The 15,440-nt window shown below is 71.6% G+C and carries 10 protein-coding genes; 5 read left to right on the top strand and 5 right to left on the bottom strand.

Features of this window, described 5'->3' with window-relative positions; all coding sequences use genetic code 11:
- Positions 1-122 precede the first annotated feature (122 nt).
- The 4 genes from TR46_RS20455 to TR46_RS20440 all read right to left on the bottom strand — a co-directional run bounded on the left by TR46_RS20455 (position 123) and on the right by TR46_RS20440 (position 8,945).
- On the bottom strand, positions 123-1,781 hold the full coding sequence (locus TR46_RS20455) for an LPXTG cell wall anchor domain-containing protein (RefSeq protein WP_042403337.1): 1,659 nt from the start codon (positions 1,779-1,781) through the stop codon (positions 123-125).
- Between the two features lie 134 nt (positions 1,782-1,915).
- Positions 1,916-5,161: an efflux RND transporter permease subunit gene (locus tag TR46_RS20450; protein WP_201776430.1), complete on the bottom strand. Its 3,246-nt coding sequence runs from the start codon at positions 5,159-5,161 to the stop codon at positions 1,916-1,918.
- Positions 5,162-5,163: 2 nt separating this feature from the next.
- Positions 5,164-5,613, bottom strand: coding sequence for a hypothetical protein (locus TR46_RS20445; protein WP_042403336.1), 450 nt, complete (start codon positions 5,611-5,613; stop codon positions 5,164-5,166).
- Complete coding sequence (locus tag TR46_RS20440; protein WP_161790166.1) at positions 5,613-8,945, bottom strand: efflux RND transporter permease subunit; 3,333 nt, start codon at positions 8,943-8,945, stop codon at positions 5,613-5,615. The genes TR46_RS20445 and TR46_RS20440 overlap by 1 nt, the downstream gene beginning before the upstream one ends.
- A gap of 273 nt (positions 8,946-9,218) precedes the next feature.
- On the opposite strand from TR46_RS20440, the gene TR46_RS20435 reads away from it, so the two are divergent.
- Positions 9,219-10,070, top strand: a complete 852-nt coding sequence (locus tag TR46_RS20435) for an alpha/beta fold hydrolase (RefSeq protein WP_052432955.1) — start codon at positions 9,219-9,221, stop codon at positions 10,068-10,070.
- Positions 10,071-10,152: 82 nt separating this feature from the next.
- Entirely contained in the window at positions 10,153-10,788 is a 636-nt protein-coding gene (locus TR46_RS20430; RefSeq protein ID WP_042403332.1) for a TetR/AcrR family transcriptional regulator, read from the top strand.
- 2 nt (positions 10,789-10,790) lie between these two features.
- On the opposite strand, the gene TR46_RS20425 is transcribed toward TR46_RS20430, so the two are convergent.
- The gene (locus TR46_RS20425) at positions 10,791-11,642 is read right to left on the bottom strand and encodes a helix-turn-helix transcriptional regulator (protein ID WP_042403330.1); all 852 of its coding nucleotides are present in this window, start codon (positions 11,640-11,642) and stop codon (positions 10,791-10,793) included.
- Positions 11,643-11,792: 150 nt separating this feature from the next.
- Between TR46_RS20425 and TR46_RS20420 the strand changes: the two genes are divergently transcribed.
- The 3 genes from TR46_RS20420 (at position 11,793) to TR46_RS20410 (ending at position 15,273) form a co-directional block, all read left to right on the top strand.
- A complete protein-coding gene (locus TR46_RS20420) occupies positions 11,793-12,254 on the top strand; it encodes a cupin domain-containing protein (protein ID WP_236655412.1) in 462 nt (153 codons plus the stop codon).
- A gap of 71 nt (positions 12,255-12,325) precedes the next feature.
- The gene (locus tag TR46_RS20415; RefSeq protein WP_042403325.1) at positions 12,326-13,219 is read left to right on the top strand and encodes an alpha/beta hydrolase; all 894 of its coding nucleotides are present in this window, start codon (positions 12,326-12,328) and stop codon (positions 13,217-13,219) included.
- Between the two features lie 110 nt (positions 13,220-13,329).
- Positions 13,330-15,273, top strand: coding sequence for an autotransporter (locus TR46_RS20410; RefSeq protein ID WP_052432954.1), 1,944 nt, complete (start codon positions 13,330-13,332; stop codon positions 15,271-15,273).
- The last annotated feature ends 167 nt before the right edge of the window (positions 15,274-15,440 follow it).

Below are 15,440 nucleotides of genomic sequence, written 5' to 3'. Positions count from 1 at the left end.
CGATGTGAAGGGTGTGGACGCTGGGGCGAAGAGACGGGGAAGGCGAGGTCGGGCGGCCGAAGACGCGGCCGGTGCCGTCCCGCGGGGGCGGGACGGCACCGGCCGTGGAGCGGGGGTTCCGATCAGGTGTGGTCGGCGGCCTTGCGGCGGCGGGTGAGCACCAGTGCGCCGGCCCCCAGGGCCAGGGCAGCGGCACCGGCGCCGAGCAGGGGTCCGGTGCTGCTGCCGCCACCGGTCGCGGCGAGGGAGCCGCCGGTCGGGCCGGCGGAGGGAGAGGCGGAGCCGCCAGTGGCGGCAGCGGTGGTGGCTGCGGTGGACGACGGGGAAGCCGTCGCCGAGGCCGGGGTGCTCGGTGAGCCGCCGGTCCCGGTCGTGCCGTTGAAGACGATCGGCGCGGTGTAGCCGCTGGTGCTGTCGTCCCAGGGGAAGCTGACCGGAACGCCGGTGTAGTCGCTGGCCTCATTGGTCAGCTTGGCGCTGCCGACGGCGTTGGAGAGCGCCGCGTCCAGGCGGACCTTGAAGGTGTACAGGACCTGGTAGCCGGGGGCCTGGGCGTAGGTCGAATTGCACTCGTAGGGGCCGTGGCCGGCCGCCGCGCCCTTCTGGGCCAGTTCGCAGCCGTCGGGCACCTTGGTGACGGTGGTGCCGGCCGGGAAGGTGACCTTGAGGGCGTCCATGCCGTCGCCGCCGCTGCGGTCGTAGATCAGCGCCGGACCGTTGTTGCGCATTCCCACGGTCACGTCGACGGTCTGCCCCTTGGTGCCGCGGGCGCTGCCGCCGACCGCGCTGTAGTGGGCGTGGTTGTCCGCGTAGACGTCGAGCTCGGTGTAGCTGTCCTGTGGGTTGATGTCGGCGGTGCGGGAGTGGACGGAGGAGGCGGGGACGGCCTCCGCGGTCAACTCCGGTCCCGTTCCCCGGGTGGAGCCCGAACTGTGCGACACCCTGCTCGCGGCCTGCGCGCCCGGCGGCAGCACCGAGGCGGTCAGCAGGGTGTACCAGGCCTCGCTGGTGACGCCCACCTGCACCGGGTCGACCAGCCGCAGCGCCTGGCCCGGAGCGAGCGGGGTGTTGATGGTGCAGACGGCCTCGACGTTGCCGAGGTCTCCGGTGGGCTTGCTGTACGTGCAGTTGCTGTAGTGCTGCTTGAATTCGAGCCCGGCCATGGCATCCAGCGTCAGCACGGTCGACGGGGCGGTCTCGTTGCCGGTGTTGGCCCACTGGATCGGGGCGCTCAGGGTCGAGCCGACCTTGGCGTGGTGGATCGCGCTCAGCTGCTGGATGGTCAGGTCGGCGCCGGAGCCGACGGAGACGGTCTCCGGGACCTCGTAGGAGGCCAGGCCGGGAGCGGTGGCCTTGAAGTCCAGGGTGCCCTGGGCGCCGTCGGCTGCCTTGGCGTCGGCCTTCAGGCCGAAGCCGAGCTCGGTCGGCGGCCGGCCGCTGCTGATGTCGTCGACATGGCTGATGGTGCAGGTCCCCACCGTTCCGGTGTGGGTGCAGCCGGCGGGCCAGACGACGTCGGCCACCCCGGCGAGACCGCTGACGTCCACGGTGAGGGTGGCCGAGGGGACGTGCCCCTGCAGGTCGTGGGCGACCTCGACATGCAGGGTCCTGGTGACCGCGGTGCCGTTCACCGCCTTGGGCAGGGTGAGGTTCCACTCGCTGATGTTGATGTGCAGCGCGTCCGCGGCGAACGCGGTGCCGGCCCCGGCGAGCAGCGCGGTGCCGGTGACTGCGAGGGCGGCGGCGGCACTGAGCGCGCGGCGGGTGCGTATGGATCCCACGGGTGTCCTTCAGTCGCAGGTGTCAGGCCGCGAACACTAGCCCGTTCCTGTGCGACCGCAATGCACGGTCGGGGGAACGATCCGGACACAAACCTCCCCATGACCCCAAACCCCGCGCCGGGTTTGCCGAAGTGTTATACCGGGGCCCGTCGGCGCACACGTTTGGCGAAGCGGAGGTAGAGGGACGGGACGACGAAGAGGGTGAGCAGGGTGGAGGTGATCAGGCCGCCGAGGATGACCACGGCGAGCGGGTACTCGATCTCGTGGCCCGGCCGGTTGCCGAGCAGCACCAGGGGGACCAGGGCGAGGCCGGTGGCCAGGGAGGTCATCAGGATCGGGGCGAGCCGTTCGCCGGCGCCGCGGACCACCAGTTCCGGGCCGAAGGCCATGCCCTCGTGGTCCTCCAGGTGCTGGCAGTGGTTGACCAGCAGGATGCCGTTGCGCGCGGCGATGCCGAAGACCGTGAAGAAGCCGACCAGCGCCCCGATGGTGACCACGCCGCCGCCGATCCAGATCGCGATCAGCCCGCCGACCAGCGCCATCGGCAGGGTGAGGAACACGAACACCGCCAACCGCCAGGAGCCGAAGGCCAACTGGAGCAGGATCAGGATCGCGACCGCGGCGATCGCGGCGGTGGTGAGCAGGCTGTTCTGGGCGCTCTGCCGCTCCTGGTACTCGCCGAGCAGCGTGTAGTGCGAGCCCTGCGGGACGCTGAGGCCCACCAGGTTGCGGCGGATGTCCTGGACCACCGCGGACAGGTCGCGGCCCTGGACGTTGGTGCCCACGTCGATGTAGCGGGAGTTGTCCTCGCGGGTGATCAGGTAGGGGTCGGGCCCTATGGTCACATTGGCCAGGTCGCCCAGCCGCACGCTGCCGCCGGACGGGGTGTCCAGCCGCATGTCGCTGATCGCGGTCGGGTCGGACCGGGTCGAGGGCGTGCTCCACACGTACACCCCGTACACCTGGTTGCCCTTGAAGACGTTGCCCATCTCCTGGCCGGCCACCATGGCGGCCGCCTGGCGGCGGACGTCGCCCGGTTTCAGGCCGTACTTGGCGGCCTTGGCCAGGTTCACCTCGACCTTGATCTGCGGGGTGTCCACCGACAGGTCCACATGCGGGTCCACCACGCCGGGGACGGACTGGATCCGGCCCAGCACCGACTCCGCGGTGCCGCGCATCTGTGCCAGGTCCTGGCCGTAGACACGGATGGTGACGGCCTCCTTGGAGCCGGACAGCACCTCCTCGATGCGCTCGTTGAGGTAGGTCTCGACATCGCGGTAGAGGCCGGGGTAGCTGTCGACGACGGCGCGCACCGAGGCGACGGTGCGGTTGTAGTCGACCTTCGGCGAGATGCTGATCCACACCTCGGCCGCGTTGATGCCGACCACCTCCTCGCCCTGCTTGGAGCGGCCGATGTGGGCGCCGAAGTCGGTGACCCCGGGGATGGCGGCCAGTTCGCTGCTGAGCTTGGTGGTGGTGCGGACCACCTCGGCGTCGGAGGTGCCGGGGATGGCGTCCCAGTGGATCAGCAGGTCCCGCTGCTGGAAGGTGGGGAACAGCGACTGCCCGAGCTGCGGCGCGACCAGCGCCCCGGCGAGGACGACCAGGCCGAACACCGCGTAGGCGGCCCGCGGCCGGGCCACGATACGGCCCAGCGACGCCCCGTACCACTTCCGCAGCAGCCGGACCAACGGCGACTGGAAGCGCTTCAGCTTCGCCTTGCGCAGCAGGATCAGCGTCAGCGCCGGGGTGACCGTGAGCGCCACCGCCATCGAGGCCGCGATGGCCAGGGTGTACGAGATGGCCAGCGGCCGGAAGAAGGCGGCGGTCAGCCCGTGCAGCAGGAACACCGGGACGGAGGCGCAGACGATGATCAGGGTCGCGTAGACGATCGGGCTGCGGACCTCCAGCGAGGCGCCCAGGATGATCCGCGCGGTGGAGGCCGACTCGTCCGCACGGCCGGGCTTGTCGACGCTTCGGGCCACCCGGAGTCGGCGCAGGATGTTCTCCACGTCGATGATCGCGTCGTCGACCACCGCGCCCAGGGCGATGATCAGACCGGCCAGCACCATGGTGTTGACGGTGGTGCCGAAGGCCCGCAGCACCAGCAGGGTGGCGGCCAGCGACAGCGGGATGGTGATCAGGCTGATCAGCGCGACCCGCCACTCGAACAGGAACAGCACGATGATGACCACGACCAGCAGGAAGCCGAGCAGCAGGGCGTCGGTGAGGTTGTGCACCGAATCCTGGATGAAGTCGGCCGGCCGGAAGATGTGGGTGTCGAACTGGACACCGGGCAGTCCGGGCTGCAGCTCGGCGATGACCTTGTCGACGTCCTTGGTCACCTGCAGGGTGTTGCCCCAGGGCAGCTTCTCCACCACCAGCAGCAGGCCGGGCTTCCCGTTGATCACGGCGTCGCCGATGATCGGCGTGTAGTCCTGGACCACCTGGCCGACGCTGCCCAGCGGGACCTCCTGACCCTGGGCGGCCGGGTCCTCCAGCGGCACCTTGGCCAGGTCGGCAGGGGTCTGGACGGCGAGCTGGTGGCTCACCTGGTAGCGGGAGGCGGAGCCCTCCACGTCGCCGCCGGCGCCGACCACCGAGCCGGTGGAGAACTGCAGCGCGCCGGAGTCCAGGGCGTCCGAGGTGGTGCGTTCCACGTCGTCCAGGGTGGTGTGACTGGCCGCCAGTTTGGCCGGGTCGACCTGCACCTGGAAGGTCGGCTGGCGCTCGTTCCAGATCGACACGTCGGCGACGCCGTCCACCCGCAGCAGCCGCGCCTTGACGTTCCAGTAGGCGAGCTGGGACAGCTGCATCGTGTTGAGGGTGCTGGACGTCATGCCGATCTGGAGCACCCGGCCGGTGGCCGAGACCGGGGGCAGCATCACCGGCGGGCTGGCCCACTTGGGCAGGGTGGGACGGACCGTGGACAGCCGTTCCTGGACGAGTTGGCGGGCGTGCAGCAGGTCGGTGCCCGGCTTGAAGATCAGCACGATGGAGGACAGTTGCTGTACAGAGGTGGAGCGCAGCGTGTCCAGACCTGCCATGCCGTTCATGGAGAGCTCGATCGGGACGGTGACCAGGTTCTCCACGTCGGAGGTGGACAGGCCCAGGCTCTCGGTCTGGATCTGCACCTGCGGCGGTGCGAACTCCGGGAACACGTCCAGCGGGGTGTGCGGGACGGTGGCGATGCCCACCGTCATCAGTGCGACGGCGGCGGCCACCACCAGGAAGCGGAAGCGCAGGCTCCAGGAGACGATGGCCTGCATCGCGGTCCGGTGCGGGCGGCGGGGGCCGCGCGGGCGCGAGGCGGAGCCGGAGCCCCCGGAACCGGAACCGGAACCGGAGCGGGAAGTGGCGCGGGGGTCGGTGCTGGTCACAGTCACTCCTCTCCCACGCCGTACTCGGCGCCCAGCAGTTCGGGCGCGGCCACGTCCACCACCGGGGTGCCGGCCGGCGGGCCCGACCGCAGCAGTACCTGGCCGTTCTCGGTGCGGTCGACCACCACGGCCACCCGCAGGTAGGTCCGCGGCGCCGGGACCGTGTAGGTCCAGGGGCGGCCCTCGGGGTCGTAGACCAGGGCGGTCTCCGGGATCCGCAGCAGACCGCCGGAGCCGGTCGCGCGGAGCACCGGCGTGGTGGCGACGGCCAGCCGGCTGACCGCCTCGGGGGTGAGCACCACCCGGTGCAGCGTGCTGCCGGGGACCGCCACCAGGGTGGCGGGCTGGACGCCGTTCACCTTCTCCGCCTTGGGCCCACAGCCGGCCAGCACCGCGCCGCCGGCCAGGACCAGGACGAGAACCGCTGCCGCGACGGTCTGCTGACGTCCCATCAGCCCACCTCGTCGTCGGGGGCGGCGGCGCCGGCCGGCAGCCACTGCTGCAGGGCCGGCAGCAGCACCAGCGTCACCAGCGTGGTGGTGACCAGCCCGCCGATGACCACCAGGGCGAACGGACGGGCCAGTTCCATCCCGGCGATGTCGCCGCGCACCACGAACGGCACCACCAGCAGGGCCAGCGCTCCGGCGGTGGTCAGCACGGTGGGGGCGGTCCGCCCGGCGGCTCGGCGCACGTCCGGGTCGTCCCGGAACCGCCGCAGCAGGGTGAGGCCGCCGTGGACCGCGACGCCGAGCAGCGGCAGGAAGCCGACCAGCGCCCCGGTGGTGATCCGGGAGCCGTTGCCCATGGCCGTCAGTGCGCCGCCCGACAGCGCCAGCGGGAGGCTGAACAGCAGCACCGCGGCCCGGCTCCAGCTCCGCAGCGCCGCCTGGAACAGCAGCAGCGCCCCGGCCGCGCAGGCCAGCGCGCACAGCACCAGGGTGAGCTCCCCGTTCTGGGTCTGCTCCAGGCCGCTGGTGATCTCTGCGTGGTAGCCGAGCGGCAGGTCGACCGCCTCAACCGCCGAGCGGACCCGGCTCAGGGTGGTGCCCAGGTCCTGGCCGTGGACGGCGGCGGTGATGTCGAGGTAGCGGGATGCCTGGTCGTGGTCGATCTCGGTGGGCGCCGGCTGGATCGAGACGGTCGCGATGTCCTTCAGCGCGACCTGGCCCCCGGTGGGGGTGTCCAGCATCAGGTTCTGGATGTCGGCCAGGCTGTTCCGGACGGCGGGAGTGCTCCATACGGCCACGTCGAAGATCTGCTGCTGCTGGTAGTAGCTTCCGACCGGGATACCGGCCACCAGCACGGCGGTGGAGCGGCGCACGTCGCCGGGCTTGAGGCCGTACTTGGCGGCCTTGGCGACGTCGGTGGCGATCTCGATCGAGGGCTCGGTGGGCGTCCGGGCGATGGCGGGGCCGGCGATGCCCGGCTGGGCGGCGACGGCCTGCCGCAGCCGTTCGGCCTGCGCGGCCAGCACCTTGGTGTCGGTGCCGTAGAGGCGGACCCGTACCGCGGCGTTGCCGTCGGTCGCCTCGGCGGTGCCGTCCTGGAGCGCCAGCTGAGGGTAGGTCAGCAGGGTGTGCCGCACGGCCGAGGCGGCCGGCTGACGGTCCAGCGCCTTGCGGACGGCCGCGGTGGTGCGGCCGTAGTCGGCGCCGGGGGAGAGGGTGACCCAGGTCTGGGCCGAGTCGACATCCACGACCTGATCGCCCATCAGGGCCTGCCCGACGTCGCTGGCGACGTCCTTGACGCCGGGCAGCGCGCGCAGGCTGTCCCCGGCGGCGCCGGCCGTCTTCTCCATGGCGGGCAGCGAGGTGCCGGGCGCGGCCTGCCACTGCACCAGCAGCTGGCGGTTCTGCGTCTGCGGCAGCACCCCCTGCGAGGTGTGCGCCAGCTGCGGCAGGATCGAAAGCGCGGCCAGCGCCAGGACCACGGCCAGCGAGCCGGCCACCACCGGGCGCAGCCTGTGGTCCAGCAGTCGGTGGTAGCCGCGTTCGGTCCAGTGCAGCCGGGGGGCGGGGACCGGGGCGGTGGACGGCTCGTGGGTTGCCGTCGCCGTTGCCGCCGTCGCTGTCCCCGGCTTGCGGCGGAGTCCCGGGCGGAGCAGCAGGTAGGCCAGCGCCGGGGTGACGGTGAGGGCCACTGCGGTCGCCGCGAGCAGCGCGAGCACATAGGCGATGACCAGCGGACGCGCCAGGGATCCGCCCAGGCCGGGGATCACCAGCAGCGGCACCGCGGTGACCAGGACCACGGCGAGGGCGAAGCCCAGCGGGCGGCGGGCGTCGGTGAGGGCGTCGGTCAGCAGGTCGGACAGTGACGGCCGGGGGTCGGAGCCGGGGTCGGAGCCGGGGTCGGACGCCGCACCGGCTTCCGTCGGCGGCGCGGCGCCCGGGGGCGCTGACGCGGCGTCACCGCTGTGCGGTACCGCGGTGGCCCCGGCCGGGGGCTCCGGGTCGGACCCGTCGTCGGTGACGCCCGCGGCGCCGAACGCGTGTTCCGGGGCGCCCGGCCGCGGCATGGCGGCGTCGGCCGCGCTCCGCAGCGCCAGCACCCCCGAGACGGCGTCGTCGACGACGATGCCCAGCGCCGCCAGCATCCCCGCCAGCGTCATCTCGTTGAAGGTCGATCCGCGCAGGTAGAGCACATAAGCCGCGGCCACCAGCGGCAGCGCCACCGCCACCAGGCCCACCAGGGCGACCCGCCAGGACCGCCAGCACAGGCCCAGCCACAGCGTCAGCAGTACCAGCCCGGCCAGCGCCGACCAGCCCAGGTTGTGCAGCGCGGACTGGACGAAGTCGGCCGGGCGGAAGACCGAGGTGTCGACGGTGATGCCGGTCAGCCCGGGCTTGAGCTCCGCCATCGCCTGCTCGACGCCCTTGGTGACGGCGAGGGTGTTGGCGCCGGGGAGCTTCTCCACGACCAGCAGGAAGCCGGAGCCGCTGGAGAGCACGGCGTCGCCGCGCAGCGCCGGGTGGTCCTCGACGACCGTGGTGACGTCGCCGAGCTTGACGGTCTTGCCGTTGGTGTCCTCGACCGGGACCTGGGCGAGGTCCTTGGGCGTGGTGATGGGCAGGATGTGCTGGACCGACAGCCGCTGGTCGGGAGTGTCGATGAAGCCGTCCGCGCCGGGCGAGGAAGCCTCGACGAAGGTCAGCGGCGAGGTCCACATGGCGTCACCGGTGGTGTTGATCACCTGCGACAGCGAGACCCCGGCGGAATGCAGCCTGGCCGGGTCGACCAGGACCTGGAGCTGCTGGTCGCGCTGGCCCCAGATGGTCACATTGGCGACACCGGGAACGGCGAGCAGCCGCGGCCGGATCCGCCAGCGGGCCAGCGTCGACAGGTCGATCAGCGAGGTGGACTTGGACGACAGCCCGATCATCATGGTGCGGCTCTGCGCGGACTGCGGCTGGATCATCACCGGCGGGGTGCCGACGTTGACCACGGCCGGCCCCTGGGCCACCCGCTCCGTCACCAGCTGCCTGGCCTTGTAGATGTCGGTACCGGGCTTGAAGGTCAGCTCGATCGAGGAGAGCCCCGGCACCGACTGGGAGCGCAGCCGGTCCAGATAGGCGATGCCGTTGAACTCGTCCTCCAGCGGGACGGTGATCAACTGCTCGACCTCGTTGGTGGACAGCCCCAACGCCTCGGTCTGCACCTGCACCTGCGGCGGCAGGAACTCAGGCAGCGTGTCCACGGAGGCATGGCGCAGCGAGCCCACCCCCACCACCATGACCACGATCGCGGCCGCCACCACGGCAGCGGCAAGCCGCAGGCTAGAACTCACGATCCAACGCATGACGATCCCCCCGAACCGGTGTTCATGGAGGGTCCCCCGCTGGGGCGCCTCCTACACCCGACAATGACCGAACGTGTACAAGTCGTCACACGATCATCATGAACTCCGATAAGCGAAACCCCGGGGTGTGACACGAGTTGTCCCTGAGATGGACGTGATGATGTCAACTCTCGTCATGAGAGCGTACTTGCATAAGACCGCGAGAGCTGCCTACACTCATGCAAGTCAGCTCTCGTAAGCGCGGCGAAAAGGACCCACATCATGAGCACCCCCGCCTCCACTCCCGCCTCCACCAGCAGCTCCAGCGCCGTGACCCGGACCGTCGACCTGGCCGGCGGCCTGTCCCTGACCGTCCAGGAGTTCGGCAGCAACTCCGACGGCGGCGCCGTCCTGCTGCTGCACGGCGGCGCCGGCCCCCGCACCATGGCCGGCCTGGGCAACGCGCTGTCCCAGCACGTGTACGCGATCGCCCCGACCCACCCCGGCTTCGACGGCACCCCGCGGCCGGAGTCCTTCGACACCGTCGCCGACCTCGCGGTCGCCTACCTGGACCTGCTGGACGAGCTGGACCTGACCGGCGTCATGGTCATCGGCAACTCGGTGGGCGGCTGGATAGCCGCCGAGATGGCGCTGCGCGACACCCGCAACCGGATCGGCGCGCTGGTGCTGCTCAACGCGGTGGGCATCCACGCCGAGCTGAAGGAGAACGAGGTCCGCGACGTCCGGGTGATGGCTCCGGCCGAGATGACCCGGCTGTCCTTCCACAACCCGGCGTTCCGCCCCGACTTCGCCTCGTTCACCGACGAGCAGCGGGCCGTGTCCGCCGCCAACCAGCGCACCCTGGCGGTCTATGCGGGCGAGGCGTTCAGCCACGACCCCAAGCTGCGCGGACGGCTGCACCGGGTGACCGTGCCGGTGCTGGTCGTCTGGGGCGAGCAGGACGGGATCGCGCTGCCGGCGTACGGCCGCGGCTACGCCAAGTCCTTCCCGAACGGCCACTACACCGCCATCGCGGAGGCCGCCCACTTCCCGCAGATCGAGCAGTTGGGGGCCACCCTCGGTGCGATCGGCGATTTCGTCGACACCGTCGTCAAGCCGGACGAGGCCGCCTGACCTGTTGATTCGGGGTTTGTGAGAGTATGCTCTCATGACTGCGGGAGTCTTGCGTTCTACGCTGCGGACGAGAGGTGGACCGATGGCATCGCAGAGCACGGCGGACCGGGGCGCGGCGGAGCGGGCCGTGTCCGGCCGGGCCAACCAGAAGCTGCGCACCCGCACGGCGATCGTCCAGGCCGCGGCCGAGCTCAGCCGGACCGGCCGCGAGCTGACCATGCCCGAGGTCGCCCGGGCGGCGCTGGTCTCCGAGGCCACGGCGTACCGCTACTTCCCGGACCTGGCCAGCCTGTTGCAGGAGGCCATCGTCGGCCAGCTGCCCAGCGCCGAGGAGGCGCTGGCCCCGGTGGCGGACTCCGAGGACCCGGTGGAGCGCATCGCCGCCGCCACCGAGTTCCTGATGCGCCATGTGCTGACCCGGCAGGGCGTGGTCCGCGCGATGATCGCGGCCACCGTGATCCGGCCCGGCGGAGCCGCCGCCCGGCCGGGTCTGCGCTTCGGTCTGATCGACCATGCCCTGGCCCCGCTGGAACAGACCCTGGGGGCCGCCGACCCCGCCGCCCTGGTCCAGCTCAAACGCGATCTCGCGGTCGTGGTCAGCGCCGAGGCCCTGTTCGGGCTGACCGACCTGTACGGGCTGGAGCCGGAGGAGGCCGTCGTCAGCCTGGTGCACACCGCCACCACGCTGACCCGGGCCGCACTCGCGGAATCCGGCTGAATTCAGTCGGCGGCGCTGATTTCGGCGCCCTGTCGCAATGTGTGCAGCTTCTCCGCGTCGCTGCTCCCCGATTCGGCCGTGTACGTAATAACCCGGAGGTCGGAGCCGGGGACCATCAGTACTTCGAGGTCCAGTGTGATGCTCCCGACCGACGGATGCTCGACGGTCTTTCGGTCGCCGCCGATTGCCCCGACTGTTCCGCCGAACCACAGTTCGGCAAATCGCCGGCTGGTTTCCATCAGCCGTTCGACGAGCGCGGCGAGGCGGGCGTCGGCGGGATACGCGGCCGCGGTCTCACGCAGGTCGGCGACCAGGGCGGCCTCCTCGGCGGCGTCGCCCGCCAAGGACCGCACCGGCCAGGCGGCGATGGCGTCGTTCCTGCGTCCGTCGGTCGTCCGGAACATCCCGGCGACGAGATTGCGCTGGTCCCAGCCGTAGTCGTCGGGGTCTCCGACCACGGCGGTCCACATCCGGTTCCAACTGACCAGGGTCCAGTCGGCGGCGTAGACGGCGACCGGAACGGAGTCCAGACGCTGCATCAGCCGCCGCACGCCCACCGGCACCTCCATCGGCACATCGCCGTCCGAGGGCGGCATCAGATGGGCGCAGCGGAACAGGTGGTCGCGTTCGGCGGCGGGCAGTTGCAGTGCTCTGGCCAGGGCGGAAACCACCTGGGCGGAGGGATTGCGGGCGCGCCCCTGCTCCAGTCGGACCACGTAGTCGACCGAGACGCCGGAGAGCCGGGCCAACTCCTCGCGGCGCAGCCCCTGGAACCGTCGCCCGTCGGCGTCCGGCGGGGAGAGCCTTTCACGCCAACCCCGCAGCGCGATACCGAAATTGTTCGTCGTCGCCATCAATGGCCATGGTAACCAGGAACGGAGCGGAGTGGTACTGCTGGTCCTACCCTCTTGCCTTGTGGCGGAAGCGGGTTGGGGAGAAGAATCGCACACGCCCGTTGCCCCGATTTTCCGGGAAAGCAGAACTGAAGGGGTCGCCCCGTGAGCATGGCCTACCTCGCACAGCCCGATCAGCAGCAGAAACTCGAATGGCTGGACGGCGGAACATTCTCCGTCCTGCTGGACAGCGCGGCCACCGACGGCCAGTTGACGGTGGGCCGGTTCACCGTCAACAAGGGCGAGGCCCCGCCGTACCACCTGCACACCCGCGAGGACGAAGTCTTCATGCTGATCAAGGGCACCGCGCTGCTGTGGTCCGACGACCAGGAGATGGAGCTGTCCGAGGGCGGCATCGTCTACCTGCCCAAGAACGTCCCGCACGGCTACCGGATCACCTCCGACGCCGCCGACCTGCTGATGATCTGCACCCCCGGCGGCATCGAGGGCATGTTCCGCCACGCCGGACGCGATCTGGCGACCCCGCGCCCCGACGGCTTCGAGATCTCCAAGGACCGGATGGCCGAGGCCGCCGACCGGTACGGCCAGATCATCCTCGGCCCGCCGCGCTGACCGCAGCCGGCTCCCGACCGGGCGCCACCACCTTCCCCTGTTGATGAATCCCTTCTGAAAGGCACCATCTGATGAGCCGGCAGCAACGCCGTACGCTGGACGAGATCCTGCGTCACGGACCCCTCGACATCGGCGGCGACGTCGTCGAGCAGCGCGAGGTCTTCCACGCGATGATCACCGCGATACCGCTGCCCGAGGACGTCTCGCTCACCCCGGGCGCGCTCGGCGGCGTCCCCGTCGTCACCGTGGACACGCCGGGCAGCGACCCGACGCAGGTGCTGCTCTACCTGCACGGCGGCGGGTACGCCATCGGCTCGGCGGCGGACGGGGCCGGGCTGGCCGCCGACCTCGCCCGCCGGGTCGGCGCGCGGGCCGTCTCGGTCGAGTACCGACTGGCGCCGGAGCACCGGTTCCCGGCGGCGGTCGACGACGCGGTGGCCGCCTACCGGGCGCTGCTGGACAGTGGTGTGCCCAGTTCGGCGGTGGCCCTCGTCGGCGAGTCCGCGGGCGGCGGCCTGGTCGTCGCGGCGCTGGTGGCGCTGAAGGACGCGGGTCTGCCGCAGCCGGCCGCCGCGGCGGTGTTCTCGCCCTGGGCCGACCTCACCCTGTCCGGCGACAGCATGGCAGGCAAGGCCGCGGTCGATCCCGCGCTCACCCCGGAGGGGCTCCGCACCCGGGCCCGCGACTACCTCGGCGCCACCGACCCCGCGGTGCCGCTGGCCAGCCCGGTGTTCGCGGATCTGAGCGGACTCCCGCCGCTGCTGATCCAGGTCGGCTCGCACGAGATCCTGCTCGACGACGCCACCCGGCTGGCGGCCCGCGCCGCAGGGCAGGACGTGTGGGTGGAACTCCAGGTCTGGCCGGAGGTCCCGCACGTCTTCCAGTCCTTCGCCGCCGTGCTGGACGAGGCCGACGCCGCCCTCGACGCCGCCGCGGCCTTCGTCCGGGAGGCGCTGAAGGGCTGACGGGAGGCATCACCGGAACCGCGGTGCGACCCGGCCGCGGTGGGAACAAGTTGTCCGGGAGGGGGCCCGGACCGTGGCGGTCGCAGCGGACCTGACAGGATCGGTCCGTGATGCGACGTTCTGCGAAGAGCAGTTGGGGCCGCACAACCGCCGGGGCCGCGGCGGGCGCACTGCTGCTCCTGTCCGCCGGAGCACCGCCCGCGGCCGCGGCGGGCGGTGCCGGGGACATCACCGCTGCCGTGCTGGCCGGCCAGGACGTGGTGCTGACCGGGGACGCGGTGGTGAGCGTGCCGTCCGGCACCCACACCTACAGCGGGGTGATCAGCGGACAGGGCACCCTGCGGGTGACCGGGACCGGAACCCTGGTGCTCACCAGGGACAGCACCTTCACCCTGCCCGCATCCCGGCAGCATCAGCAGGTCTCCGTGCTCGGCGGCAACCACCCCTACAGCACGGTCAGCGACCCCGACGCACCCGCGATCACCGTCGACCGAGGCACCACGCTGCAGTACGGCACCGGCGGCAGCACCGGACTGATCGGCAGCTTCCCCTACAACACCCCCGGCTACCAGCAGAACCAGGACAACATCAGGGTCGACGGCACCCTGCGGCTGTCGCTCACCCGCGCATTCAACCTCGGCATCATCAGCGGCAGCGGACTGGTGGCGCAGCCGCGCAATATGTGGGGCACCCTCCAGATAGCCGGGACCAACCCCTTCTCCGGGGTGGTCTACAACGGCACCGGCACCGCCTTCGGCGCCACCGACTACCCGGCCGCGCTCCCCGACGCGAGCACCATCGTCAACCAGGGCTCCTGGATCATCGACACCCCGCTCGGCCAGACCGTCACCCAGCGCCAGGTCTTCTACAACCAGGCCTACGGCAGCGACGTCAACGTCCACTCCCGGCCCGGCAGCAAGGTCGTCCTGACCGGGTACTACAGCTGGAGCGACTCCGGTTCCGACACCGCGCCCTCGCTCAGCGACCCGGCCCTCAACTGGCGGCCGGTCGCGCACAAGAGCAATGTGCGCGGGACCAACATCGAGGGCGCCGATGTGCAGTGGGGCGACGGCACCACCCATGCCATCTTCATGCCGGGCACCGCGCAGACGGTGTACATCAATCTGCACACGGCCAGCAATCGGCGGTCCCTGCTCACCTTCGACTACAACGGCCCGGTGACCCTGGGCGCGCCCATCGGCGGCGGCAGGTACCACGACACCCTCGCCGCCCCCGGGCAGGGAGACATCGTCATCGCCGGGACCACCGGCAACGACGTCACCTTCGCGGCCACCCAGTACTACGACGGCTCGACCACGATCCAGCGGGGCGCGGTGCTGCGGCTGGGCTCCGGCAGGTCCGGCGGCGACGGCGGCCTCTACACCTCCGGCGCGCTCTACCGGGTGGTCGACGAGGGCATGCTGGTCGCCGCCGATGTCGACAAGGCCCTCACGCTGTCGAGGATCAGCGGCAGCGGATCCTTCATCCAGAACGGCGCCGCCACCACCACCTTCACCGGCTCGGTCGACTACACCGGAGCCACCACCGTGGCCATGGGCACGCTGGCGCTGACCGGCGCGAGCCTCGCCGCCAGCAGCGGAGTCGCCCTCACCTCGCCGGGGGCGGTGCTGGACCTCCACGCGGCGGGGAGCCAGAGCCTCAAGGCGCTCACCGCGGTGGCCGGCTCGAAGATCCGGGTCGCGGACGGTTCGGCGCTCAGCGTCGGCGGCCAGGCCGTCGCTCTGACAGGCGCTCAGGTCACCATCGGGGGAACGGACTTCTCGCTCCAGCACAGCGCCGGCACGACCGTCCTCACCGCTGCCGGCCGAGCCACCCCCAGTGCCGGGGCCGGCGCGTCCGCCTCCGTCCCAGCCGGCGCGTCCCCGTCGCCGGCCCGGTCCCGAGGGAGCGTCGCCGGGGCCGACGCGGCTCAGGGCGGCGGTCTGAGCGCCTGGCAGACCACTGGCGCGGCGGCAGGACTCCTGTGTGTCGCCGCAGCCGCCTACGCCGTAGCCCGCCGACGCCGCCCACGGGGCCGGCGACGCGGGCGCTAGCGCGGGGGCGGGTCGCGATCCCGGCCGAGCCGCGTGCCGGCCGCAGCCGACACCTGTCCGACGGATTCGGTGAGCAGTGACCGCAGACGCCGACCCACCCCCGACACTCGACACATGATGAATTCCAAGGGCGGCGCCCCGGCCGCCCCCGATCCCGCCGCCCCCGA

This window comes from Streptacidiphilus carbonis, assembly GCF_000787775.1.
GTDB lineage: Bacteria > Actinomycetota > Actinomycetes > Streptomycetales > Streptomycetaceae > Streptacidiphilus > Streptacidiphilus carbonis.
The sequence above is the reverse complement of the archived record's forward strand: the minus strand, read 5'-3'. Positions and strand labels throughout refer to the sequence as shown.